Raw genomic sequence first — 26,756 nt, 5'->3', positions numbered from 1 at the left:
GCATACGACGCGCTCAACCATGGCCACCCCACCATGCATGCCCGTGCGTGCAGGCTTCGGCTATCGTGACGCCGGCTTTGCCCCCAGCAAATCACCGAGGAACACAGGTTTTGAACACAGCGAACGAGACGGCAGCACAGCAGCGTAATCCTGGCGTGAGCGGCATGAGCCTGTATGTCCCCCAGCCGCGCATCCCCCTGCAGGACTGGTGCACCTGGACCGGCAACTCCTGGGACAAGGTGCAAGCCGTGGTCGGCCGCAGCTTCCGCCGCCCGGCGCCGTATGAAGACGCCTACACCATGGCCGCCACGGCTGTGCTGCGGCTGATCCGCCAGTACAACATCGATCCGCGCAACGTCGGCCAGCTTGCGCTGGGCACCGAGAGCAGCAAGGACAACTCGGCCGGCGCCGTGATCGTGCGCGGCATGGTCGATCGCGAACTGGAACGCCTGGGCCTGCCGCGCCTGTCTCGCCAGTTGGAAGTGCCCGAGTTCAAGCACGCCTGCCTCGGCGGCGTGTACGCCCTGAAGAGCGCGCTGCGCTACGTGGCGTTCGACGCCAAGGGCAAGCAGGCCATTGTGGTGTGCAGCGACATCGCCGAGTACGAGCGCGGCTCCAGCGGCGAGCAGACCCAGGGCGCCGGTGCAGTGGCGATGCTGGTGGAAGCGGAGCCCAAGCTGTTCGAGGTGGACCTGGCCCATGCCGGCAGCGCCTCGGATTACCGCGGCCCGGATTTCCGCAAGCCGTTCTCGCGCCACTTCGACCAGGACTACGGCCAGCGCAGCAAGCGCGCGCACGATTTCCCGGTATTCAGCGGCAAATACTCCACCTTCGCCTACCTCGACGAAACCGGCGAAGCGGTAGACGCGATGCTCGCCCGCCTGGGCATCTCCGACATGGACTTCATCAACGGCGCGGACGGTCTGTTCTTCCATCGCCCGTACCACATGATGCCGCTGCAGGCGCTGGCCTTTATCTATGCGCGTGCACTGGCCCGCGCGCCGCAGCCGAATGCGGCATTCCAGGCGCTGTGCGAACAGGCCGGCGTATCGGCCGAAGGCGTGGTGGCCGAGTGTGCCAACAAGCCGGACCTGTTCGGCGAATTCGTACGCCTGGGTGCCGGCGCCGATGCCGCGCAGGAACCGCATCCGCTCACCACCAAACTCTCGGGTGTGGTGCGCAAGAGCCCGGCGTTCCAACAACTGCTGGCCGAGCGCGTGAAGCTCGGCACCGACTGGGCGATGGAACTGGGCAATCTCTACACCGCCGCCCTGCCGGCCTGGATCGCCGCCGGTTTCGAGCAGGCGCTGGAAGACCAGGTCGAGCTGGCCAATGCGCGCCTCTACGCGATCGGCTACGGCAGCGGCGACGCTTCCGAAGCGATTCCGCTGAAGGTGGTGCCGCATTGGCGCGAAGCCGCCGGCAAGATCGGTTTCCGCCAGTCGCTGGCCGCAGCCGCCGACCTGACCCAGCAGCAGTACGAAGGGCTGCACGATGGCAAGCACATCGAACTGGATGTGCCGCCGCGCGACCAGTTCCGCATCGCCCGTACCGGCAGCACCTATGAGGCGACGTTCCAGGATCTGGGCGTGGACTACTACGAGTTCGTGCCCTGATTCCGGATATCGGTACCTCTCGCGAATAGACCAACATCTATCGCGCTGTCATTCCGGCAAAGGCCGGAATGACAGCGCGGCATGCTGTGGTCAAGGCACAGATTGCCAACTCGTATTTAGTTAGACTCGCCCGGTCCTCAGCCGACAGTTCGGGCGCATCATGTTCAAGCTGAAAGGCATGCTTTCGCTGCAATCCGGCGACCAGACCCTGGGCGGCGCCGACCGGATCGCCCTACTGGCGAAAATCGGCGAAACCGGCTCGATCACCGCCGCCGCACGCGCGGTCGGCATGAGCTACAAGGGTGCCTGGGACGTCATCGACGCGATGAACAATCTGGCCGACCAGCCGCTGGTGGTGCGTGTGGCCGGCGGCAAGGGCGGCGGCGGCACGCGCCTGACCGAACGCGGACAGCAACTGATCGAGGCGTTTGCCGCACTGGAAGAAGTGCATCGCCGTTTCCTGGCGCAATTTGAAACCCTGGCCGATGCCTCGGCCAGCGATATCCGGCTGCTAAGGAGCCTTATGTTCCGCACCAGCGCGCGCAACCAGTTTGCCGGCCGGGTAGTGACCATCCACAAGGGCGTGGTCAATGACACGGTGGAACTCGCCCTGCCCGGCGGCGAACACGTAGTGGCCACGCTTACCAGCGAAAGCACCCAGGATCTGGGGCTGGAAGTGGGTAGCGAGGCAATCGCCTTGATCAAGGCCTCCTCGGTGCTGGTCGGCCTGCCCGACGAAGGACTGCGCCTGTCGGCACGCAACCAGTTCCCGGGCAACGTCACTCAGGTGACGCTCGGGCCGGTCAATGCCGACGTGCGTATCCGCCTGGCCGGCGGCAGCACCATGGGCGCCATCATCACCGCCGAAAGCGCCACCGCGCTGGGCTTGGCCGAAGGCACGCCGGTGCTGGCGATCGTGAAAGCCTCCAGTGTGATCCTCGGCACAAGCCGCTGAACTGCCGTCACGGCGCGTTAGCCCCACCCCGTCATATACTCCATGTAATAGCGCCTACCGGGCGTTGGGGAAAAGCCAGATGCTGCTCGATAACGGATATCGCCTGATCCGGCGATGGCTCGGCGTACATGTGCAAATCGCAGGCGCAGCCCTGCTGCTGGGCTGTTTCGTTCTGATAGCCCATCCCGCCCAGGCACAGACCACCCCACCCGCAGCATCGACGATCCGCGTGCTGGTCGATGGCAAGCCGCCGCTTACGCTGGACCGCAGCGCGCTCGCCGCCATGCCGCGCACCAGTATCGATACCGCCGCGATCCACCACGAACCGGCGACGCACTGGCAAGGCGTAACGCTGGAAGAAGTACTGCAACGTGCCGGCGCCGTAAGCGGGGAACAACTGCGCGGAAAAAGCATGAGCACCGTGGTGCGTGTCAGCGCTGCCGACCATTACCAGGTGGTGTTCAGCCTCGGCGAACTCGACCCGCTGCTGGGCAACGAGCAGGTGCTGCTGGCCGATACGCAGGACGGCCAGCCACTCAGCAAGAACGGTCCGTTCCGCCTGGTCGTACCTGGCGACAAGCGGCCGGCCCGCTGGATCCATAGCGTCACCACCATCGAGGTCACACGCAGCGCTGCAACACCCTGATCGCCATTGAATTGCTTCACACCATCAACGCGATACGCCATCCCTTCACCCGGAGAGCCTGCATGTTGAAGCACTGGATCGTTGCCACCGCTGCCTTCGGCCTGATGGCCGGCAGCTTCGCCGCGCATGCGGATGACGACTATGGCTTGGATAACATCTTCACCAACGGCCACGTCGACGGCGACCTGCGCCTGTACAACTTCAACCGTTTGTACGACAGCAAGACCACGCCGAACGCCAGCGCGTTTTCGCTGGGCGCACTGATCAATGCGCAGACCGGCACGTTCTTCGGCGGCTTCAGCATCGGCGGCTCGTTCGTCACCGTCAATTCGCTGGGCACGCATTCGGACAACACCGCCAAGATCGACACCACCCTGGCCGGCCCGAACAATTCCATCGGCGCCTTCAGTCAGGCTTACCTGCAATACCAGCAGGGCATGTTCCTGTTCCGCGGCGGCTATCAATACCTGGTCGACGATCCGTGGATGGGCAATAACGATTCGCGCATCATCCCCTCCTCCTACAACGCATTGTTGCTGCAGCTCACGCCGGTCGCCGGCTGGAAGCTGTTCGCCTTGCGCGAATACAGCTGGAAAAGCCGCACTTCCTACGGCATGTATCCGGACAACCTGTATTACCCGTCCAAATACGACGGCGATTCGATGTACGGCAACAACGGCTCGCTGCCGCTCGATACGCGCAGCGACCCGGGCACCTGGGAAGGCGGCACCAGCTACACCAAGGGCGGCCTCAACGCGCAGGTGCGCTACTACGACTTCATGAACTTCGCGCGCACCGGCTATGCGGTGGGCAGCTATGTGTTCGATACCGACAGCGGCTTCAATCCGGTGGTCGGCGCGCAATACCTCACGCAGAACTACGGCTCGGACAATCGCTTCAGCGAGACGGATACCAAGCTGTTCGGCATCGCCGGCGACCGGGTGAAAAGCCAGGCCATTGGCGGCGATCTGGGCGTGGTGATTCCCGACGGCCGCTTCGATCTGTTCTACAACAAGCTGGCGCGCGAAGACGGCGCGGTAGGCGGCGGCGCCTTGATCTCGCCCTACACCAGCAACTACGGCACCGATCCGCTGTTCACCACCTCGATGATCCGCGGCCTGGTCGAAGCAGGCCCCGGCCGTGCGTGGAAGGGCCGCTTCAACTACCAACTGTTCGACAAGAAGCTGGATCTCACCGTCGCATACGCCAAATACATCACCGACTACCGCGGCAACAGCCACGACCTGTATTTCGACGTGATCTATCACCTGGACGGCTATCTGCGCGGGCTCACCCTGCGCGACCGCTGGGAGATTTCCAACGGCGGGGTCGACAATCTCAACCCGAGCAACAAGAGTTTCGTCTACAACCGCCTGATGATCGACTACAAGTTCTAGCCGATCGTGAAACAAGCCTGAGGAAGGCGCTGCGCGCGCCTTCCTTCGGCCGCGCATGCCACCTATGATCGGCACACTCTTTCCAAGGAGCGATCCATGCGCGCCATCCTGATCGTGATCGGACTCATCTTGCTGGTCGGCGGCCTGTGGGCCGTATTCGGCCACGGCAGCTACACCCAGACCGACACCGTGCTGCAGCTGGGCTCGGCCAAACTCACCGCCACGCACGACAAGGCCATTCCGCAATGGCTGGGCATTGCCGGCATTGTGGTCGGTGCGCTGCTGACGCTGGGCGGATTGTTCTCCAAGCGCTGAGCGCCATCGATGCAGCCTGGGTTAGTGCGGACATGATTCGGGGGCAATTCGACGGTCTGCGCCGGATCTGTTGGGCTACGCTGCGCGGACCCAAGCTGCGCGTGCGGTTTTTGGTGAAAGTGGCGCAGCCGCTACAATGAGCGGATGGATGTCTCCCACCTGATCGATTCGCTCAACGACGCCCAGCGTGAGGCGGTCTGTGCGCCACCTGGCCACTACCTCGTCCTCGCCGGCGCCGGTTCCGGCAAGACCCGCGTACTTACCCACCGCATCGGCTGGCTCACCCAGGTCGATCGCGTGCCGCCGTGGGCGATTCTCGCCGTCACCTTCACCAACAAGGCCTCGGGCGAAATGCGCGCGCGCCTGGACAACCTGATTCCGGGCGGCACGCAAGGGCTCACCGTCGGCACCTTCCATGGCATTGCACATCGCCTGCTGCGCCGCCACTGGCGCGAAGCGGGTCTGCCGGAAAGCTTCCAGATCCTGGATGGCGACGACCAGCAGCGCCTGGTCAAGCGCGTGGTCGCCGGCCTGGGCCTGGATGAGGCGCGCTTCCCGCCGCGCCAGGCCGCCTGGCAGATCAATAGCTGGAAAGACGAAGGCAAGCGCCCGGAAAATATCGAGCACGGCCAGCACCCGGTCACGCGCACCCTGGTGCAGATCTATCAAGCCTACGAAGATGCCTGCCGCCGCGCCGGCCTGGTCGATTTCGCCGAATTGCTGCTGCGCGCGCACGAGCTGTGGCTGAAGCAGCCGGCTATCCTGGAGCACTACCAGCAGCGCTGGCGGCATCTGCTGGTCGACGAATTCCAGGACACCAACGCACTGCAATACGCGTGGATCCGCGTACTCGCCGGCAACAGCGGCCAGGTCTTCGTGGTCGGCGACGACGACCAGTCGATCTACGGCTGGCGCGGTGCCAAGGTGGAGAACGTGCAGCAATTCCTGCGCGATTTCCCCGGTGCACGCACCATCAAGCTGGAACAGAACTACCGCTCCACCTCCAATATCCTCAAGGCCGCCAACAGCGTGATCGAGCGCAATGGCAATCGCCTGGGCAAGCAGTTGTGGACGGCCGGCGAGGAAGGCGAGCGCATCGCCGTGTACGCCGCCTATAACGAGCAGGACGAAGCGCGCTTCGTGATCGAACGCATTCGCGAATACATCGACGAGCATGGCGAAGCGAAGGATTGCGCGATCCTCTATCGCTCCAACGCGCAGTCGCGCAATTTCGAAGAGCAGCTGATCCAGCGCGATATTCCGTATCGCGTGTACGGCGGCCTGCGCTTCTTCGAGCGCGCGGAAATCAAGGATGCGTTGTCCTATCTGCGTCTTACCGCCAACCGGCACGATGACGCCGCGTTCGAGCGCACGGTAAATACGCCGCCGCGCGGCATCGGCGATCGCACGCTGGACGTGTTGCGTCGCCGTGCGCGCGGCGAAGGTTTGTCGATGTGGGAAGCGGCGCTGCAAGAGCTGGGCTCAAGTGGCGAGCTGGCCGGACGCGCGAAGAACGCGGTCAAGAGTTTTCTCGCCATGATCGAGGACATGGCGCGCGCTTTCGCTCCCTCCACTCAACCTGAAGAAGCCTGGAGTGAAGGCTCGCTCCTGCCTGACGATCCCGCTGCGGACAGCTCCTCGCCCAGCGCGCTCCCCGCGGGCAAGCGCGCTGCCAAAGCCAATGCGCTTTCGCTCGCGGAACAGATCGACCACGCCATTGTGCAATCGGGCTTGCGCGAGTTCTACGAAAAGGACAGCCGCGGCAACGCCGAATCGCGGGTGGAAAACCTCGACGAACTGGTCAACGTGGCCAGCCGCTTCGAGATGACTCCCGACGATATCGAAGCGGGCTTGAGCGAACTCTCCGCCTTTCTCTCTCACGCGGCGCTGGAAGCCGGCGAAGGCCAGGGCGAATCCTGGGACAACTGCGTGCAGCTGATGACCCTGCATTCGGCCAAGGGCCTGGAATTTCCGCTGGTGTTCCTGGTCGGCGTGGAAGAAGGCCTGTTCCCCAGCCAGCGCTCGGTGGAAGACGAAGGCCGGTTGGAAGAAGAACGCCGCCTGGCCTATGTCGGCATCACCCGTGCGCGCGAACGGCTGGTGATCACCCACGCCGAATCGCGCCGCATGCATGGCACCGAGATGCTGGCGCGGCCCTCGCGCTTCCTCGGCGAAATTCCACCTTCGCTGGTCGACGAAATACGCCCGCGCGTGCAGGTCAGCCGGCCTTTGTATGCGGGGCGTTTCGCCGAGCCGGCGCCCTCGCTGAAGGAAGATCTGCCGGTAAAGCTCGGCCAGCGCGTCCGCCATCCCAGCTTCGGCGAAGGCGTGGTGGTGAGTGCGGAAGGCAGCGGCGCACATACGCGGCTGCAGGTGAATTTCGAAGGCGCCGGCAGCAAATGGCTGGTCGCCGCCTACGCCAATCTCACACCGCTTTAGTTCAGATAGCGCGATGAGCGAATCACGCCCCATTCGCGAGAGCGCACGCCAGCTCAGCCATGGGCAACAGCAGCTGGTGCAGATCTATCGGCGCATGCCATGGGGCCATCGGCTGCTCAAGGGCGTATCGATGGGCCTGCAGGCCCTGGCTGGCGCCAGCATGGGTTACGGGCTGGGCTTGCTGCTGCATACGCAGCAGGCGTTCTGGGCGGCGCTGACCGCCATCTCGGTCACCCAGCAGACCTATCTCGATACCCGCAATTCCTCGCGCGACCAGGTGATCGGCGCAGCGATCGGCGCCGCCGTGGCCATCGGCGCCACCTATCTGCTGGGCGACAGTTATCTGTGCTACGCCGGCACCATGGTGCTAGTGATCATGCTGTGCTGGTGCTTCAACATCGGCAACGCCGGCAAGCTCAGCGCCACCACTGCCACCATCGTGATGCTGGTACCGCATGAGGGACCGTTCTGGACAGTGGCACTGACCCGCCTGGGCGAGGTCACGCTCGGCATCGCCTGCGCGCTGGTGGTGACCGGGGTGGCGCAGTGGCTGGAACAACGCTGGCTGGAACGCGAGCCCGGTACGCACGACGACCCGCCTTAGGCGGACCGGTGTAGGGAAAACCTGGGGTAATCCGGCGGAATTCCCCTATGATGGCCGGCGTGCTGGACTACACCAATCACGCCGGAGACGGCCATCGATGGCAAAGCTGATTCCTACTCGCAACAGCTGCCTGGCGCGGATGCAGGCCGGCGAAAAGCGTTTTTCCGAACGCCTGGAACAGAAGCTCGAGGACGACTACCTGCTGTGGTACGACGTGCCGATCGGCCCGCGCCAGACCAAGCCCGACTTCGCCATCTTCCATCCGCGCCGCGGCCTGCTGGTGCTGGAAGTGAAGGACTGGAAATACGAAAACGTCAGCGGCGCGGACAAGACCCAGTTCACCCTGATCACCAGCTACGGCGCGGTAAAGAAAGCCAATCCGCTGCTGCAGGCGCGCGCCTGCGTGCAGGAAATAAAAAGCATGCTGGAGCAGGATCCGGCACTGCGCCATCCGGCGGGACATCGCCATGAAGGCCATCTGCTGCTGCCGTGGGCGTATGGCGTGGTGCTGAGCAATATCAGCCGCAAGCAATTCGACGACGGCGGCCTGGGCGAGGTGATTCCGGCGCACCTGGTGATCTGCCGCGAAGAGATGTACGAGACAGTGGATGCGGAAGCCTTCCAGGAACGGCTGTGGGCGATGTTCCAGCAATCCTTCCCGTGCGCACTTACCCTGCCGCAGATCGATCGCATCCGCTGGCACATGTTCCCGGAGCTGCGTGTGGAATGGGGCGAAGGCCAGTTCGGCCTGCCCTATGACACCGCACCGGAAAGCAGCGTACAGATCGCCATTCCCGACCTGGTCCGCGTGATGGACACGCAACAGGAACAACTGGCGCGCTCGCTCGGCGATGAGCATCGCATCATCCACGGCGTGGCCGGTTCCGGCAAAACCATGATCCTCGGCTATCGCGCGATCCACCTGGCGCGCAGCATGGCCAAGCCGATCCTGATCCTCTGCTACAACAAGACGCTGGCCGCACGCCTCGATCAGCTGATGGGCGAGCGCGGCCTCAGCGACAAGGTGCAGGTCTACAACTTCCACAAGTGGTGCCGGAAGATGCTGGAGGCCTACCACGAACCGCTGCCGCCGGAAGGCGCCGGCTTCTTCGAAGCCATGGTGGAAGGCGTGATGAGTGGCGTGGAGCAAGGCCGCATTCCGCGTTTCCAGTACGGCGCCGTGCTGATCGACGAAGGCCACGATTTCGAACCGGAGTGGTATCGCCTGATCGTGCAGATGGTGGATCCGGATACCAATGCGCTGCTGGTACTGTACGACGATGCGCAGAATATCTACGGCAAGGCCGAGCGCCCTGCCTTCACCTGGAAAAGCGTGGGCGTGCAAGCGCAGGGCCGCACCACCATCCTGCGCATCAACTACCGCAATACGTTGGAAATCCTTTCCGTCGCGCGCCGCTTCGCGCATGAGCTGCTGGACGAACGCCAGGGCGAGGATGATGGTGTGCCGTTGATCGCACCGGAGAGTGCCGGCCGCCGCGGCGCCATCCCGGAACTGATCCGGGTCGAAAACGCGCAGGCCGAATTGCGCAGCCTGGTCGAACGCCTGCGCCGCGAGCACGAGCACGGACGCGCGCTGGCCGATATGGCGGTGATTTTCCGCAACAACTGGGAAGGCGAAGCAATCCAGCAGGCCCTGCAGCAGGCCGGCATTCTCTGTCGCTTGGCCGACAGCGTAGGCAAGCGTTCGCTGTTTTCCGCCGAAGACAGCGTGAAGCTGGTGAGCATGCATTCCAGCAAGGGGCTGGAATTTCCGCTGGTGATCATTCCCCATCTCGGCGCGATGCCCAAGGCCGGCCAGGATGAAACGCTGGAAGCGCGCCTGTTGTACGTGGCGATGACGCGTGCGACCGAGCAACTGGTGCTGATCCATCACGAAGAATCGGTATTCACCGCGCGCATTCGTGGTTCGATCAACGAGATCCAGGCCCAGCTTTCACCCAGCCTCGCCCTTGTGTAGGTTGGGTTACCCCGGACTTGATCCGGGGGTAGGCCAACCTACGGCATGACGGCTGGCGCATTCGATGCCATGCAAATTTCCTAATCAAGCCTAAACGCAAGCTCTTGCCGTGCAACCCGCATGGCGCATCCCGGTCCATCCAAGTCGGTGCCCATGCGTTTGGACGGTCATGAACGACAACCCGCCACAGCCACTGCTGGATCACGATATTTGCGTACACATCTTCACCGCCTCGGCGGCGATGGTCGGCGTGTGTCTTACCGTCATCGGCATCATCCGCATGGTGGTGTCGCTGCGGCATACGGACGTGCTCGGCGATGACCTGCTGGCCTTGAACGCCATGGCTTACCTGGCCGCCTGCCTGATGTCCTACTGGGCACTGCGCACCCGCAGCCTGGGCCGCAATCACCGCCTGGAGCGGATCGCCGACGTGCTGTTCCTTGGCTCGCTGACCCTCACCGCGGTCAATGCCGCCTTTATCACCTGGGCGATATCGTCCTTCCACTAGGTATCTGCACGCGGATTTCACATACCTCCGCCTTGGGGCGAGGCGGCCGCCAGTGGCGTGACACATAAATGTCACCCTTCGCCAGCGCGGGGCAAGTCACAAAAACCCGCCAAATTCCGGCTAGCTAGCCGCCTTGCAGCTTCCTCCCTACCGCCCGTCAGGGTAAGCTCGCCCCTTACAGGGAACCCCACGGGATCAAGCAATACGCCTAGGAGCAGCGATCCCGGTCGTTGTGTTGTCGCAGAGGATCGGCAATGGAAGGAATGGATGTCTCCGCCTGGTTGGGCTTGCTGTCGCAAACCACCCGCTTTATCACGCTCGACGCAGCCATTGATGGCCTGATTGTCGAACAGCTCAATGGCCACGAAGCGGTCAACGATAATTTCCGCTTCGATCTCGATTGCGTCTGCGCATCGGCCTTTCTCGACCTCACCCAGCTGCTGGGCAAGCCGCTGCGCCTGGGCGTGGCGACCGCCGACGGCAGTCGCCGCTACTGGCATGGCTATGTCACACATGCCGCGTCGCTGGGTGCCGACGGCGGCCTGGCGCGCTATCGCGTGGTGATGGAATCGAGCCTGGCATTTCTGAAGCTGCGCCGGAATGCGCTGATCTTCCAGGACCAGACCGCACTCGACGTGGTCACCACGATCTTCGCCGACTATCCGCAAGTGCAGTGCCAGACCCAGGTGACCGCCAGCCTGCGCCAGCGGCCGATCTGCACCCAGTACCGCGAAACCGACTACGACTTCGTGCATCGCCTGCTCGGCGAAGAAGGCCTGTCCTATCGCTTCGAACACGACCAGGGCGAGGACAGCGAAGGCGCCGGCCATACCCTGGTGATCTTCGACAGCCAGGCCAGCCTGCCCAGCGGTACGCCGGACAGCATCCGCTTCCATCGCGTCGATGCCACCGAAACCAGCGACACCATCACCCTGTTCACCGATCGCCGCCAAATGGCGCCGGATACGGTGACGGCCGCGAGCTGGCGTCCGGACCAGGTCGCCAGCATTACCGGCAGCGCGCAGGCCTCGCCCACGTCAGGCGCGCCGGCGCTGCCGCCGCTGGAAGTGTTCGAAGCCGACCGCAGCAACCGCTTCGACAACGCCGACCAGGCGCAACGCTTTGCCACCCATCGCCTGGATGCCCTGCGCCTGGAAGTACGCAGCAACCGCGCCGAAGGCTCGGTGCGCACATTGGAAGCGGGCAAGAGCTACACGCTCACCGAACATCCGGACCTCAGCGGCTACGCCTTTGTGCCGCTGCGCATCGAACACATCGCCAGCAACAACCTGGGCACCGACATCACCCATCTGCACGGCCGCAGCGGCATGCAGGACAAGGGCAGCTATCGCAACCGCTTCACCGCCGTACCCGCGCAGACACCGATCGCGCCGCCCTATCGCGACAAGCCGATCGCACCCGGCTGCCAGAGCGCGATCGTGGTAGGCGTGCCCGGCAATGCTCTCAGCGGCAGCCGCGATCACCAGGTGCGTGTGCAGTTCTATTGGCAGCGCGGCAGCGCGCCGCTGCCCGGCGGCCTGACCGACACTGCCAGCACAGGCAATCCGCAAGGCCATGCGCCCGGCACCGACCAATCCGGTACCTGGGTGCGCGTGACCGAAGTATCGGCCGGCGCCAATCACGGCCACAGCATGGCGCCGCGCATCGGCAACGAAGTGCTGATCGAATACGCCCACGGCGATATCGACCAGCCCATCGTGGTAGGCCAGCTCTACAACGGCCAGGCCGCACCGCCGTTCTCGGCCGGCGAAAACAGCAGCGCCAACCATCCCGGCACGCTCAGCGGCATGCAGACGCAAACGCTCGACGGTGCCGCCGGCAGCCAATGGGTGCTGGACGATGCCGGCGGGCAAATGCGCCACTCGCTGTCCAACAGCACCGCCAACAGCCAGCTCAATCTCGGCTACCTGATCGAGCAGCAAGGCAATACGCGCGGCAACTATCGCGGCGAAGGCTTCGAGCTGCTGACCGAAGGCTGGGCCGTAGTGCGCGCCGGTGAGGGCCTGCTGCTATCGGGCACGCAACAAGCCCAAGGCGCATCCACCCAGATGGATGCCGCCGGCGCCGTCAGCCAACTCAACGCCGCAGCCGCCACCGCACAACGCCTGGACAGCGCCGCCACCCAGGCCAAGGCCAACGGTCTCGCCGCCAATCCGGCGCAAACCGCCCTGCAGCAGGCGATCGATCCCGGCAAGAACGGCAAATACAGCGGCGACGTCAACGGTCTGGCTGCCACCAAGCCCACCGACAACCAGCGCAGCGGCGGCGATCCGGTCGAACGCTTCGCGCAACCGGTGATCCTGGTCGAAGCCCCGCAATCGATGGTGCTCGCTTCCTCGCAAAGCGCCGCCGCCTTCGCCGGCAACCATCTTCACGCCACCAGCCAGCGCGATATGCACCTGGCTGCCGGAGCGACCATCGGTGCCGCCACCGGCGATGCCGTGAGTCTCTACACCGCCGATGGCGGCATGAATGTCATCGCCAACCATGGCCCGGTCAGCATCGAAGCGCATACCGATGCGATGCAGATCCTGGCCGACCAGTCCGTCACCGTCACCTCCACCACCGATACCATCGAGGTGCTGGCCAAGGACAAGATCGTGCTGCAGGCGGGGCAAAGCACGGTGACGCTGGAAGGCGGCAACATCACCTTTGCGTGTCCCGGCAATTTCACGGTGAAGAGTGGGACGCATCAGTGGGTGGGGCCGCAGAATGAATCTCCGGCATTGCCACCGCTGCCGAACGACAAGGCGAAATTCCAGGGCATCAAACCCTTTTCAGGCTAGGACGCACGCATGTTGATCAGCTACCCCATCTTGCCGAGCGGCGCGGATGCCACCGACGAGGACGCGCAACTCAAGCATTTCCTGGACACCTACGTCGATAGCGCAACCGGCTTTTACCCGATCAGCTTTGAAGATCGCTGGCATGGCGGCATCCATCTCAAGCCAGGCAAGGAAGCCTTGCACGCTATCGCCGACGGCGAAGTAGTGTGCTATCGCGTGGCCGCGCAGGCGGAAAATTATCCTGGCCTGGGTGACTACGACACCAGTTTCGTATTACTCAAACACTCTACCGAGAGCGGCGAAAATACGCCGGTCGTGTTTTATTCACTGCTGATGCATCTGAAGGGACGTAGCAAGCTCAGCGCAGACGAGCAAAAGCTGCTGCCCGACTGGTTACGCACTGCCTCCGCCAGCGACACCGTGCAACAACCGGCCAAAGCACAGAAGGTATGGCGCAAGGACGTGCTGGGATTCAGCGGCGTGTACGGCGGCGAAGAGCGCGTGCATTTCGAAATCTTCGCAACCGATACCGACCTGGGTACATTCTGGAAAGACAGCAGCGCCTTGGCAAAAGGCGCCAACGGTTCGGCCGACTTTTTCGGCAACGCTGGCTTTATTATCCCTGCGGGCAAGAGTTTCCAGGCCAACCATCCACACGCGCAGGCCATTCACGGCTTGCTGGCCGCTCCGACGGAAAAGCCGGTAGCCGGCAACAACAATGATGCAAGCACCCCGGCGCCAACGGTCACTCCACCGTCGGGCAGCCTGGCACCTGCTGGCACGCAAGGGCAGATCCAATCAGGTGACCTGTACGTCAGCGTCCATTTGGCTCGTGGCACGCGCACGGCAACCACGTATCGCAAATTGCCAAGCGGAAAATTCGAACAGGTCGGACAGCCGGTCATCCAGGCCAGCTACGAATATCAACTGCACCAACTGGCGAGCAAGCTCTACAAGGACTGCCCCAGCGCCGGCTATGAATGGCTGCGCTTTGGCCGCGTGCTGGGTACGGATACCACGCAGACCAACGAAAACTGGGAACTAATCCGCTACGCCAGCGACAAGACCGGCTACATCGATCTGGCGAGTGATGACATAACCAAGCTGTCCGATGCCGATTTTCCGTACTGGCTTGGCTGGCAGAAGATCGGACAAGCCCAGGCGGTAGACCCTGTCAGCGGCATCTGCGACGTACCTAAATTGCTGGAACTACTGCACGGGACCACTCCACCCGCCACACCACCATCCATGGCGGACGAGCAAAAGGACTTTATCGCGCATGCCACTGCCCAAGGCGTAGCGGACCAGCTGCGCTATCTGGTGGTACAGCATCCGAGCGAATGGGACGACAGCGATCTGGAAACCCGCTTTGCCAAGGAACGGCAGCCCGGAAAAGACCTGGCCAACAACGATGGCCAGGACACCTCATGGAACAATTTCAAAACTCATGCGAGCAAGCTGGCGTTCTGGTCGAAGACCGGTCTGGATCGCAGTGTGTGGCATTTCCACCCGGCCCAGTTCGTAGCTCAATATAAGCAATGTAAATGGCTTTCCCTGGACGAAATAAGCCAGTTGCTACCAAGGACGTTCTTTACTTATTCGGCCCAAAAGGGCTCCGATGCCATGAAGAGAACGCAAGGCTCGATTGGCTATGCGACCAGCTCCGGCCGATTCAGCCCTTACCGCATCAACTTGAACAAGACCTTCCTGAAGTACGGCATCACCACCGCAACGCGGATGGCGCATCTATTTGCTCAGGTCTATACCGAAACCGACGTGGTCAGGACCGTCAAGGAATACGGAGAAGGTAAAAAGAACAAGAAGGGCAAATGGCCGGCACCGGCGATGGAGTACTACACCGTTTTTTACGGCCGCGGCATCATGCAGCTGACCTGGGCCAGCAATTATGAAGACTACGGCACGTATAGAAACTTCCCTAGCAACACCGGTGCCTATGTCGACGATCGCCTGACCCAGACCAGCGAGCACTATTGGTCCAACCCGAAAAAAAAGGACGGCACGCTCGACTCGAAACTGCTCAAGCAATGGGCGCCTCGCTACGACCCGGACAAGGTCGCGTCGGACAACTACTCAGCCTGCGACAGCGGTGGCTTCTATTGGGTAAGCAAGTACGTCGGCAGCAAAAATTACAATATCAATCGCAACTGCGATGCCGCCTTGTCCACTGACACTATCGGCCGCGTCTCCGTGCTGGTAAATGGCGGCGGCAACGGCTATTTCGAGCGGCAAGGATTTGCCAGATATGCGTACTCTGTTATTTCTGACGAAATAAAATCCGGCAGCGAAGAGATTTCCGCCTCGCACGGCAAGAAAACCGCAAGCGTCAAAGTCGACTACACACCTCAAAGACCATGATCACAAAAATTGCAGCACTAGCGCTGGCCATAACGCCACTTCTATTGGCAGGAGCAAACCAGGTGAACGCCCAAGAGACAGAGTTGCGGCAACAGAACTTATCCAAGACCGATACCGATGCGGTTCACGGACTTGCTCGCGACTTCATGTCATCCAAAACCGATACGCCGGAATCGGACCTGGCCATTTCGCCCAAGGATGTTTCGCTGTCTAACTCGGTGTCGGTGGTGAGCTTCATCGGCGAGGACTTCAGCGACCACTCCAGCCGCATCGACCGCTGCTATGTCGGCATCTACGACGCCTCGAAGAAGGCGCTGTCAGTAGTCAAGCGCAAATACAATTCAGGAAGCTCGGAAGACAGCACGCCATGCACCAAGGTGGCGCTCTATGCCACCGGCAAGGACGGTGCAGGCAAGCCCTGGATCGCTTTCATGTCGACCTATTCCAATCCGCAAGTCGGCGACGGGCAGGACGAAGACATCCTGGAGCTGTATGCCCTGGATCCCACCCAAAACAAGCTGTGCTACGACGAAAAACTCACCGACGCCATCAATGCCTCGGTAGAGAATCCGAGCGTGCCCAAGGTGCAGAGCTATCTTTCTTCCAGGAAATTCTCTTCCGGCACGGAATGCAACTGAGCGACGCGCGTACCAGCCGAGGCTGGCAGCCGCGGTACGTTACCCGGCATCGAACAGGGATGTTCCATGCCAGGCAGACATTGACTAATCCCTTCGCCAAGCCGGCCACCGCCGCTTGCTCGCGCCGCCACTACGCTTGAACCTGCTCGTGCTGGCCCGCTCCAAGTTCCGCCTCGCGTAAAAATTTTACGCTTTCTATACGCGGGATCGCCCTTTCGCTACCCGCTTCTTATGCCCCGGTGCCTACAGTGCGCAGCTGTGAGGCATTGAGTGATTCCCATGGACGTTATCTACCTGCTGTTCGGCTTCGTGCTGGCTGCCGCCACGCTGGGCTTCCTGCTGCTTTGCGACCGCCTGGGCCCGCGCGGCTGAGTGTTGGCGGCGCGGCCGCGACTGATTAACGGAGCAATCCCATGAATTTCTTCTACGGACTGGCCGCCGTGCTTGCGGTGGCTTTGACGGTTTATTTGTGCGTGGCGCTGTTGAAACCGGAGTGGTTCGAATGACTGCCAATGATTTTCTGCAGATCGGCATCTTTCTGGTGGTGCTGTTGCTGCTGATCAAGCCGCTGGGCAGCTATATGACCCACGTGTTTGCCGACCAGCCCAACCGCATCACCCGCCTCGGCGGCGGGGTGGAACGATTGATCTACCGCATCTGCGGCGTGGATGCCGGCGAGGACATGGGCTGGAAGCGCTATGCGATCGCCATGCTGTTGTTCAACGTATGCGGCATGGTGCTGGTCTATGCGTTTCAGCGCATGCAGCAATGGCTGCCGCTGAATCCGCAGCACTTTCCGGCGCTGAGCCCGGATCTGTCGATCAATACCGCCATCAGTTTCGTCACCAATACCAATTGGCAGGCGTATTCCGGCGAATCGAGCATGAGCTATCTGACCCAGATGGCGGCGCTGGCGGTGCAGAATTTCGTCTCCGCGGCGACCGGCATTGCGGTACTGATTGCGGTGGTGCGCGGCTTTGCGCGCAAGACGGCCAAAGGCATCGGCAATTTCTGGGTCGATCTCACCCGCAGCACCTTGTATGTGCTGATGCCGATCTCTTTTGTGCTGGCGCTGCTGCTTGTCTCGCAGGGTGTGATCCAGAACCTGAAGCCGTATGTGGATGTGCCGGTGGTGCAGACCACCACCTACGCCAACCCGGTGACCGATGCCGCCGGCAATCCGGTCAAGGATGCGGCGGGCAATGCGGTGACCAAGCCGGCCCAGCTCACCACCGAAACCCTGCCGATGGGTCCGGCCGCTTCGCAGGTCGCGATCAAGATGCTGGGCACCAACGGCGGCGGCTTCTTCGGTGCGAACTCGGCGCATCCGTATGAGAATCCCACGCCGTTCTCCAACTTCCTGGAGATGCTGGCGATCTTCCTGATCCCCGCTGCGCTGTGCATCACCTTCGGCGAGATGGTGGGCGACCGGCGCCAGGGACTGGCGATTCTTGCCACCATGCTGGTGATCTTTGTCCCGCTGACCATCGGTGTGACGGCGGCCGAACAGGCCGGCAATCCGATCCTGCACAGCCTGCCGATCGACCAGCACGCTTCGGCGCTGCAGTCGGGCGGCAATATGGAAGGCAAGGAAACCCGCTTCGGCATCGCCGCCAGCAGTCTGTTCGCAGCGGTTACCACGGCGGCCTCGTGCGGCGCGGTGAACAATATGCACGATTCGCTCACGCCGCTCGGCGGCCTGGTGCCGATGTGGCTGATGCAGCTGGGCGAGGTGATCTTCGGCGGCGTGGGTTCGGGCCTGTACGGCATGCTCGCCTTCGCGGTGGTCGCGGTGTTTATTGCCGGCCTGATGGTGGGCCGCACGCCGGAATACCTGGGTAAGAAAATCGAAGCCTACGAGATGAAGATGGCGAGCCTCGCCGTACTGATTCCGTGTGCGCTGGTGGTGATCTGCACGGCCATCGCCGTCATGACGCCCGCGGCCACCGCTACCGTGGGCAATCCGGGGGCGCATGGCTTCAGCGAGATCCTGTACGCGGTCACCTCGGCTACCAACAACAACGGCAGCGCGTTCGGCGGTCTCTCGGCCAACATCCCGTTCTGGAACGTGATGCTCGGCGTGTGCATGTTCTGGGCGCGCTTCATGCTGGCGATCGCGATGCTGGCGATGGCCGGTTCGATCGCCGCCAAGAAACATGTACCCGCCTCGGCCGGCACGTTGCCCACGCATACGCCGCTGTTCGTCACCCTGCTCGCCAGCGTGGTGATCATTGTCGGCGCACTCACCTTCCTGCCTGCCCTGGCACTCGGCCCGATTGCCGAGTACCTGATGTCGGCGCACTGATTTTTCTGCCTCTCCCGTGCCGGGAGAGGGAGTGAGAGATTCCGGAGTTTCGAGCACATGACTTCGCATACCCAAACCGTCAGCTCGTTCGATCGCACGCTGATCCTCAAGGCGGTCGGCGACGCCTTCCGCAAGCTGTCGCCGCGCCTGCAATTCCGCAACCCGGTGATGTTCGTGGTGTTCGTGTGCAGTGTGCTGACCACGCTGTTGTGGTTCCAGGCACTGGCCGGCCACGGCGAAGCACCCACCGCCTTCATCTTCTGGGTCAGCATCTGGCTGTGGTTCACCCTGCTGTTCGCCAACTTCGCCGAAGCGCTGGCCGAAGGCCGCGGCAAGGCCCAGGCCGCGGCCCTGCGCAGCACGCGCAAGGATGTCGTCGCCAAGAAGCTGGCCGAACCCAAGCGCGATGCCGCCATCGTGTTCACCCCGTCCAGCGAACTGCGCGCCGGCCACTACGTGCTGGTGGAAGCGAACGAGCAGATTCCCGGCGACGGTGAAGTAGTGGTCGGCGCCGCCAGCGTGGACGAAAGCGCCATTACTGGCGAATCCGCGCCGGTGATCCGCGAATCCGGCGGCGACCGCAGTGCCGTCACCGGCGGTACTCGCGTGCTGTCGGACTGGCTGGTGGTGCAGATCACGCGCAATCCGGGTGAGAGCTTTCTCGACCGTATGATCGCCATGGTGGAGGGTGCCGCGCGCCGCAAGACGCCGAACGAGATTGCACTGACCATCCTGCTGGCCAAGTTCACCCTGATCTTCCTGCTTGCCTGCGCCACCCTGCTGCCGTATTCGATCTACAGCGTGCAGGTGGCCGGCAAGGGCAATCCGATCACCCTGACCGTGCTGATCGCACTGCTGGTGTGCCTGATTCCCACCACCATCGGCGCGCTGCTCTCGGCGATCGGCATTGCCGGCATGGATCGGATGATCCGCGCCAATGTGATTGCCACCTCGGGCCGCGCCGTGGAAGCGGCCGGCGACGTAGACGTGCTGCTGCTCGACAAGACCGGCACGATCACGCTCGGCAATCGCCAGGCGGTCGCGTTTCATCCGGCGCCGGGCATTGAGGAGCGCACGCTGGCCGATACCGCGCAACTCGCCTCGCTGGCCGACGAAACGCCGGAAGGCCGTAGCGTGGTGGTGCTGGCGAAGGAGAAATTCGGCTTGCGCGAACGCGAGCTGGGCTCTCTGCATGCCGAGTTCGTGCCGTTCACCGCACAGACCCGCATGAGTGGCGTGGACCTGGGCGAACGCCGCATCCGCAAGGGTGCGCTCGATGCGGTGGAGCGCTATCTCGACGGCCAGGGCAGCCATCTGCCGCCCGCGGTGAAGCGCATGGCCGAAGATATCGCCCGCCGCGGCGCCACCCCGCTGATCGTTACCGAAGGCGATCGCGCACTGGGTGTGATCGAACTGAAGGACATCGTCAAGGGCGGCATCAAGGAACGCTTCGCCGAACTGCGCCGCATGGGCATCAAGACGGTGATGGTCACCGGCGACAATCCGCTGACCGCCGCCGCCATTGCTGCCGAAGCAGGCGTGGACGATTTCCTGGCCGAAGCCACGCCGGAAGCCAAGCTCAAGCTGATCCGCAGCATGCAGAGCGAAAGCCGGCTGGTGGCGATGTGCGGCGACGGCACCAACGATGCGCCCGCGCTGGCCCAGGCCGACGTGGCGGTGGCGATGAACACCGGCACGCAGGCGGCGAAAGAGGCCGGCAACATGGTCGACCTCGATTCCAACCCGACCAAGCTGATCGAAGTGGTGGAGATCGGCAAGCAGATGCTGATCACGCGCGGCTCGCTCACCACCTTCTCGATCGCCAACGACGTGGCCAAGTATTTCGCCATCATCCCGGCTGCGTTCGCCACCACCTATCCCGCGCTCAATACCTTGAACGTGATGAAACTGGCGACGCCGCAGAGCGCGATCCTGTCGGCGGTGATCTTCAACGCGATCATCATCATCTTTCTTATCCCGCTGGCCCTGAAAGGCGTGAAATACCGCGCGCTCGGTGCCGGTGCGCTGCTGCGCCGCAACCTGCTGGTCTACGGCCTGGGCGGCGTGGTCGTCCCCTTCATCGGTATCAAATTGATCGACATGCTGCTGGTCCTGTTCGGACTGGCCTGAGGAGTGTTGCCATGCAAACCCTGAAACTGTCTGTCTCGCTGCCCGACGCCAACCACCCGCAAATGGAACTACGCGTCTCCTCCAACGATTCCGATTGCGATGTAGTGATTGAGCTGCCGGTAAGAGGCCAGTCAAGGGAAGCCGCCGCCAGGGCGCCGGACACACCGATGTCCGCAGAAGACGAATACGTGCTCGGCGGCTACGCCGGCATCTGACCACCTAGACATCGGCGTCGCTACTGGGCGATGCCGCCCAGTAACGCCCCGTTCGAGAGGAAGGTATGGTTTCCAAGAAGGCTCTTGTCACGTCGATCCTGCTGGCCGCAGCGCCAGTGACGCAGGTATTGGCGCAATCGACCAATGTCAGCAGCATGCCCGCCGGCAGCCTGCCGGCATCGCCGGTCGCCGCAGTAAGCGGCGATTGCAGCAAAGGTTTCTTCTCGCGCTTTGCCGCTGCCTACCGCGAAGACGCGCAGCCGGCCGATCCGAACGCACCCGCGCCGGCACGCCGCGCGATGGACGCACCGCTCGATTCCCCGCCCTTCCCCAGCGCCGAATGGCAGCTCGGCGGCGTGGCCACGCCGATCGGCGTGCCGGATACCGACAACACTTATCCGCTGGAGAAGGCGCTTGGCTGCACCAGTCTCGGCCAGTGGATGCAGCGCAACCGCATCGAGGTGTTCGGCTGGGTCACGCCTTCGGCCAACCTGAGCACGTCCAACTTCACCAATGCGCCGCTCTCTTACAACACGCGCGCCAACCGGGTGGAATTCGACCAGCTGGTCACCACCATCACGCGCGTGGAAGACACGGTGCAGACCGATCACCTCGATTGGGGCTTCGCCATCTCCAATCTGTATGGCTACGACTATCACTACACCACCACCAAAGGCGTGTTCAGCAATCAATTGTTGAACAACCCTACGACCAGCGAACCGCAGAACGGCAAGATCTACGGCGACGACCCGATGCTGTTCTACGGCGACATCTACATTCCGTGGGTGGCCGAGGGCATGGTGGTGCGCATCGGCCGCTATCTGTCGCTGCCGGATATCGAGGCGCAGTTCTCGCCGCAGAATTATCTGATGACCCACTCGATTCTCTATACGGAAGATCCGTATACCCAGACGGGCATTCTCACCACCACCCGGCTGAGCCAGCAGTGGACCTTCCAGCTCGGCATCAACGCCAGCAACGACACCGCGCCCTGGAATCATTCGGCACGCCCGTCCCTGCAGACCTGCGTGCGCTGGGTGTCGGCCGACAACAACGACATGCTCTACCCCTGCGTGAATAACTGGAACCACTCCGACTACAACTACAACAACGTGCAGATGTACGTGGCCACCTGGGGCCACAAATTCAGCAAGCGCGTGCACATGCTCACCGAGGCCTATCGCATGTACGGGCGCAATATCCCCGGCTATGGTCCGGGCGGCACGCCGGGCGTGGTCGGCTCGTCCGAATTTGCCGGCACTGCGGGTGAATTCGGCGTGGTGAACTATCTGAACTTCGAGCTGGACAGCAACAACATGCTGTCGTTCCGCAACGAGTTCTACAACGACGAAAAGGGCCAGCGCACCGGCTACGCCACGCGCTACAGCAGCCACACGCTGGGCGTCACGCACTACGTCACGCAGGACCTGGAGATCCAGCCGGAGATCCGCTACGAGCGCTCCTACGACGCCAATGCGTACAACGGCGGCAATCGCGACTACCAGTTCGTCGCCTTGATCGACGCCATCATTCACTACTGAGGTAAGCCGCCATGGCTCGCTTGATTCGCAATGCCGTAACCATGCTGCTGGTACTGACCGTGATCACCGGCCTGGTCTACCCGTTGGTCGCCACCGGGGTGGCGCAGGTACTGTTTCCGCATCAGGCCAACGGCAGCCTGATCATGCACGGCGACAAGCCGGTCGGCTCGGAGCTGATCGGCCAGAGCTTCGACGATCCGAAGTACTTCTGGGGCCGTCCCTCGGCCACGTCGCCGCAACCGTATAACGGCACCGCGTCCAATGGTTCCAACCAGGGCCCGACCAATCCGGCGCTGCACGATGCGGCGAAGCAGCGCATCGATGCGCTGCGTACGGCCGATCCGGGCAACAACGCGCCGGTACCGGCGGACCTGGTCACGGCCTCGGGCAGCGGCCTCGATCCGGAGATCAGCCCGGCGGCGGCGCAGTACCAGATTGCACGGGTGGCGCGAGTGCGCAAGCTTGGCGTGGAGCAGGTGCAGCAACTGGTAGCGCAGTACACGCAAGGGCGGCAGCTCGGCTTGCTGGGCGAGCCGCGGGTGAATGTGCTGCAGTTGAATCTGGCGCTTGACCAATTGTCGGCGAAGTAGAAATCGGCCCTGTGCATAGGCCAGGAACGGCGCCTCTTCAACGCATCATGTCGACGTGACACCGGACGTCATTCCCGCTACCGCGGGAATGACGTCCGGTATAAGCCTGCCTTGCGGTACCGCCCCGACTTCGTCCTGATATCAAGAGCTAAGATGCGCGCATGACCGACCCCTCCCGTGACGCACGCGCCAACGCCCTGCTCGACGTGGTGCAGGAAGACAGCAACCGCCGCCTGAAAATCTTCCTCGGCGCCGCGCCAGGCGTGGGCAAGACCTACGCCATGCTGTCGGCCGCGCGCGAGCTGAAGCGCCAGGGCGTGGACGTGGTGATCGGCCTGGTGGAAACGCATGGCCGCGCCGAAACCGCCGCCTTGCTGGAAGGCCTGGAAGTACTGCCGCGGCGCACCCTCACCTACCAGGGCCGCGACTTCACCGAGTTCGACCCCGATGCCGCGCTGGCACGCAAGCCGGCGATTTTGCTGGTCGACGAACTGGCCCATCGCAACGTGCCCGGCAGCCGCCACGAACGGCGCTGGCAGGATATCGCCGAGCTGCTCGATGCCGGCATCGAGGTGTATACCGCGCTCAATGTGCAGCACCTGGAAAGCCTCAATGACCAGGTGCGGCGCATTACCGGCATTACCGTGCGCGAAACGGTGCCGGACGCCTTCCTCGATCGCGCGCGCGACATCGTGCTGATCGACCTGCCGCCACGCGAACTGATCGGGCGCCTGCGGCAAGGCAAGGTCTATGTGCCGGAGACCGCGGCCGCAGCCCTGGACGCGTTTTTCTCCCCCACCAACCTGGGCGCGCTGCGCGAGTTGGCGGTGGATACCGTCGCCGGCCATGTCGACAGCGACCTGCGCGAACACATGCTCGCGCGCGGCGGCGCCATGCCGGTGCGGCGCCGCGTGATGGCCGCCATCGACGGCCATGCGCAAAGCGAATACCTGGTGCGGATTGCACGCCGCATCGCCGAACGGCGCGGCGCGCCGTGGAGCGTGGTATTCGTCGATACCGGCGCCACGCTCGACCATGCCCGGCGCGAACGCGTGGATACCGCCATGCGCCTGGCGCGCCGCCTTGGCGGCGATGCCTCCGTACTGCGCGGCCACGCCATCGCCGATGAGCTGCTGGTGCACGCCGATCGCGAAGGCGTGGGCCAGATCATCCTGGGGCGCACGCGCGAACGCGTGCTGGCCCGCATGCTGGGACGTTCGCTGACCCAGCAGCTGCTGCGCCGCGGCGCGCATCTCGAACTCACCATCATCGCCACGCCGACCGAACGCGTGCGTGCGCGCAAACGACTGCGCCTGATGCCGGCACGCGGGCGCCGCGACGAATACATCTTCGCTACCGTGGTCACCGCCATCGCGATCGGGCTGGCCTTTATTGCGGACCGCTATCTGTCCGTGGCCAACCTCGCGCTGATCTTCCTGACTGCGGTGATGACCGTGGCGGTGCGCACGCGCATGGCGGTGGCGGTTTACACCGCGATCCTGTGCTTTATCGGCTACAACTTCTTTTTCGCGCCGCCGCGCTACACACTGGCCATCGCCAATTCGGACGACGTGCTGGCGGTGGTGCTGTTCCTGCTGGTGGCGCTGATCTGCAGCCGGCTGGCGACGCGACTGGCCAGTCAGGTGGAATCGCTGCGCGCCGCGCACGATCATTCGCATGCGCTGCTCACGCTGGGCCAGCGCCTGGCCACCAGCCCGGATGCGGATGGCGTGCACGAAGTCGGCGCCGCCGCGCTCGCGCATGGCCTGCGCTGCGAAGCGGCGATTCTTTCGCGCGATGTAGAGCATCACCTGCAGGTGGCCGCCAACAGCTCGCGCACGCTTGCGCTTACTACCCAGGACATGGCCGCCGCGGAGTGGTGCGAGCAGCACGCGGAACCGGCCGGCCGCTTTACCGACACCCTCAACGGCGCGCGCTGCTGGATGCTGCCGCTGGGTACCGATGAGCGCCATCTCGGCGTGGCGGCGCTGCGCTTCGAAAACGGTAACTCGCCCGACATCGAACGGCGCAGCCTGGCCTTGGCCATGGTGCAGGACATCGGCCAGGCGCTGGAACGCGCGCGGCTGGCTTCCGAGCTGGAAGGTGCGCGCGTGCAGGGTGAAACCGAGCGCCTGCGCAATGCGCTGCTGTCTTCCGTGTCGCACGACTTGCGCTCGCCGCTGGCCTCGATGATCGGCTCAGCCGGCACGCTCTCCAGCTATTGGCAACAGCTGCCAGCGCAAGAGCGCCAGGAGCTGCTCGACGCGATCCTGGGCGAAGGGCAGCGCCTGGATCGCTATATCCAGAATCTGCTGGACATGACGCGCCTGGGCCACGGCACACTCAAGCTCAATCGCGACTGGACCGATGCAGCGGAAATCGTCGCCTCGGCCATCACCCGCCTGCGCAAGCTGTTCCCCGAACTGCGCGTGGATACCATGCTGCCCAGCGAAACGGTGCTGCTGTTCGTGCATCCGGCGCTGATCGAGCAGGCGCTGTTCAATATCCTGGAAAACGCGGCGCGTTTCTCGCCGCCGGGTGAGGCGGTACGGGTGATTGTGCGCGTGGCCGGCGATCGCTTGTTCATGGACGTGATCGACCGCGGTCCGGGCATTCCCGAAGACGAACGCGCACGCATCTTCGACATGTTCTATTCCGTGGCCCGCGGCGACCGCGCCCCGCAAGGCACCGGCCTGGGCCTGGCGATCTGCCGCGGCATGATCGGCGCGCACGGCGGCAGCGTGGAAGCCTTGCCCGGCGAAGGCGTTGGCACCACCATTCGCATCAGCCTGCCCTTGCCCGCGCCGCCTACCCCATGACTGCTGCCATTCCCTGCGTGCTGGTCATCGACGACGAAACGCAGATCCGCAAATTCCTCGATATCGGCCTGCGCGCCGAAGGCTATGACGTGCTGCTGGCGGCAAATGCAGCAGACGGCCTGGCGCTGGCCGCCACGCGCGATCCGGACGTGGTGGTGCTGGATATCGGCCTGCCCGATCGCGAAGGCCACGAAGTGCTGGCCGAGCTGCGCCAGTGGACGCAGGTGCCGGTGCTGATGTTGTCGGTACGCGATACCGAACAGGAAAAAGTAAAAGCGCTCGATGCCGGCGCCAACGACTACATGACCAAGCCGTTCGGCATCCAGGAACTGATGGCGCGCCTGCGCGCGCTGCTGCGCAATCGCGTGGCAGGCGCCGAAGCACCGCCGCGTTACGAAGACAAACGGCTGCATATCGACCTTGGTTTGCGCGAAGTGACGCTGGATGGTGCACCGCTATCCTTGACGCGCAAGGAATATGCGGTGCTCGCGATGCTGGTTCGGCATGCGGGGCGCGTGGTCAGCCAGCAGCAATTGCTGCGCGAGATCTGGGGCGGCACGCATGTGCAGGACACCCACTACCTGCGCATTGTGCTGGGTAAATTACGGCAGAAACTTGGCGATGATCCCGCGACGCCGCGCTGGTTGAAGACCGAGCCGGGTGTTGGTTATCGCTTCTTGCCGGGTATGAACGCGTAAGGTTGACTGGTGCGATGCAGGCCTGCCTGCAGGTGACTTTGTCGCACATTCCGGCGCGGCTTATGAGATTTAGCGTGCTTCGGGGCAAGCGCGTGCAACCCCACCCCAACCCTCCCCTGCCGAGCAGGGTAGGGGGTCGATCGCGCGGGATTCGATAAGGCAGCACATTTGCCGCGTAT

General features: G+C 63.3%; 20 protein-coding genes. All 20 read left to right on the top strand.

All coding sequences use genetic code 11. The features are described from left to right. Positions 1-47: 47 nt before the first annotated feature. The 20 genes from IGX34_RS07940 (at position 48) to IGX34_RS07845 (ending at position 26,577) form a co-directional block, all read left to right on the top strand. Complete coding sequence (locus tag IGX34_RS07940; RefSeq protein WP_338015434.1) at positions 48-1,616, top strand: hypothetical protein; 1,569 nt, start codon at positions 48-50, stop codon at positions 1,614-1,616. 160 nt (positions 1,617-1,776) lie between these two features. Further along, positions 1,777-2,571, top strand: a complete 795-nt coding sequence (locus IGX34_RS07935) for a TOBE domain-containing protein (RefSeq protein WP_192555168.1) — start codon at positions 1,777-1,779, stop codon at positions 2,569-2,571. A 79-nt stretch (positions 2,572-2,650) separates the two neighbouring features. Further along, entirely contained in the window at positions 2,651-3,217 is a 567-nt protein-coding gene (locus IGX34_RS07930) for a molybdopterin-dependent oxidoreductase (RefSeq protein WP_192555167.1), read from the top strand. Positions 3,218-3,279: 62 nt separating this feature from the next. After that, positions 3,280-4,614, top strand: a complete 1,335-nt coding sequence (locus IGX34_RS07925) for a hypothetical protein (RefSeq protein ID WP_192555166.1) — start codon at positions 3,280-3,282, stop codon at positions 4,612-4,614. Between the two features lie 96 nt (positions 4,615-4,710). Then, positions 4,711-4,929 (top strand): hypothetical protein, encoded by a 219-nt coding sequence (locus IGX34_RS07920; RefSeq protein ID WP_192555165.1) that lies wholly within the window; start codon positions 4,711-4,713, stop codon positions 4,927-4,929. A gap of 144 nt (positions 4,930-5,073) precedes the next feature. Continuing rightward, entirely contained in the window at positions 5,074-7,368 is a 2,295-nt protein-coding gene (locus IGX34_RS07915) for a DNA helicase II (protein WP_192555164.1), read from the top strand. A gap of 13 nt (positions 7,369-7,381) precedes the next feature. Continuing rightward, a complete protein-coding gene (locus IGX34_RS07910; RefSeq protein WP_192555163.1) occupies positions 7,382-7,972 on the top strand; it encodes an FUSC family protein in 591 nt (196 codons plus the stop codon). A gap of 97 nt (positions 7,973-8,069) precedes the next feature. Beyond that, entirely contained in the window at positions 8,070-9,950 is a 1,881-nt protein-coding gene (locus IGX34_RS07905; protein WP_192555162.1) for a 3'-5' exonuclease, read from the top strand. 169 nt (positions 9,951-10,119) lie between these two features. Continuing rightward, positions 10,120-10,458, top strand: coding sequence for a hypothetical protein (locus tag IGX34_RS07900; protein ID WP_192555161.1), 339 nt, complete (start codon positions 10,120-10,122; stop codon positions 10,456-10,458). Between the two features lie 254 nt (positions 10,459-10,712). After that, on the top strand, positions 10,713-13,265 hold the full coding sequence (locus tag IGX34_RS07895) for a type VI secretion system Vgr family protein (RefSeq protein WP_192555160.1): 2,553 nt from the start codon (positions 10,713-10,715) through the stop codon (positions 13,263-13,265). Between the two features lie 9 nt (positions 13,266-13,274). After that, a complete protein-coding gene (locus IGX34_RS07890) occupies positions 13,275-15,641 on the top strand; it encodes a hypothetical protein (protein ID WP_192555159.1) in 2,367 nt (788 codons plus the stop codon). 146 nt (positions 15,642-15,787) lie between these two features. Beyond that, positions 15,788-16,279, top strand: coding sequence for a hypothetical protein (locus IGX34_RS07885; protein ID WP_192555158.1), 492 nt, complete (start codon positions 15,788-15,790; stop codon positions 16,277-16,279). Positions 16,280-16,692: 413 nt separating this feature from the next. Beyond that, the gene (gene kdpF / locus IGX34_RS07880; protein ID WP_192555157.1) at positions 16,693-16,785 is read left to right on the top strand and encodes a K(+)-transporting ATPase subunit F; all 93 of its coding nucleotides are present in this window, start codon (positions 16,693-16,695) and stop codon (positions 16,783-16,785) included. After that, complete coding sequence (gene kdpA / locus IGX34_RS07875) at positions 16,782-18,584, top strand: potassium-transporting ATPase subunit KdpA (RefSeq protein ID WP_192555156.1); 1,803 nt, start codon at positions 16,782-16,784, stop codon at positions 18,582-18,584. The genes kdpF and kdpA overlap by 4 nt, the downstream gene beginning before the upstream one ends. 57 nt (positions 18,585-18,641) lie before the next feature. Beyond that, positions 18,642-20,714: a potassium-transporting ATPase subunit KdpB gene (gene kdpB / locus IGX34_RS07870; RefSeq protein ID WP_192555155.1), complete on the top strand. Its 2,073-nt coding sequence runs from the start codon at positions 18,642-18,644 to the stop codon at positions 20,712-20,714. 11 nt (positions 20,715-20,725) lie between these two features. Continuing rightward, complete coding sequence (locus tag IGX34_RS07865; protein ID WP_192555154.1) at positions 20,726-20,929, top strand: hypothetical protein; 204 nt, start codon at positions 20,726-20,728, stop codon at positions 20,927-20,929. Positions 20,930-20,994: 65 nt separating this feature from the next. After that, positions 20,995-22,470, top strand: coding sequence for an outer membrane beta-barrel protein (locus tag IGX34_RS07860; RefSeq protein WP_192555153.1), 1,476 nt, complete (start codon positions 20,995-20,997; stop codon positions 22,468-22,470). Positions 22,471-22,481: 11 nt separating this feature from the next. Beyond that, positions 22,482-23,060: a potassium-transporting ATPase subunit KdpC gene (gene kdpC, locus IGX34_RS07855; protein WP_192555152.1), complete on the top strand. Its 579-nt coding sequence runs from the start codon at positions 22,482-22,484 to the stop codon at positions 23,058-23,060. 161 nt (positions 23,061-23,221) lie between these two features. Next, the gene (locus IGX34_RS07850) at positions 23,222-25,879 is read left to right on the top strand and encodes a sensor histidine kinase (RefSeq protein ID WP_192555151.1); all 2,658 of its coding nucleotides are present in this window, start codon (positions 23,222-23,224) and stop codon (positions 25,877-25,879) included. Beyond that, positions 25,876-26,577 (top strand): response regulator, encoded by a 702-nt coding sequence (locus IGX34_RS07845; RefSeq protein WP_192555150.1) that lies wholly within the window; start codon positions 25,876-25,878, stop codon positions 26,575-26,577. Before IGX34_RS07850 ends, IGX34_RS07845 begins: the two co-directional genes overlap by 4 nt. Positions 26,578-26,756 lie beyond the last annotated feature (179 nt).

It is taken from the genome of Dyella acidiphila (genome assembly GCF_014863405.1).
GTDB lineage: Bacteria > Pseudomonadota > Gammaproteobacteria > Xanthomonadales > Rhodanobacteraceae > Dyella_B > Dyella_B acidiphila.
Note: the sequence above shows the minus strand (reverse complement) of the source record. Positions and strands in the feature narration are given on the sequence as shown.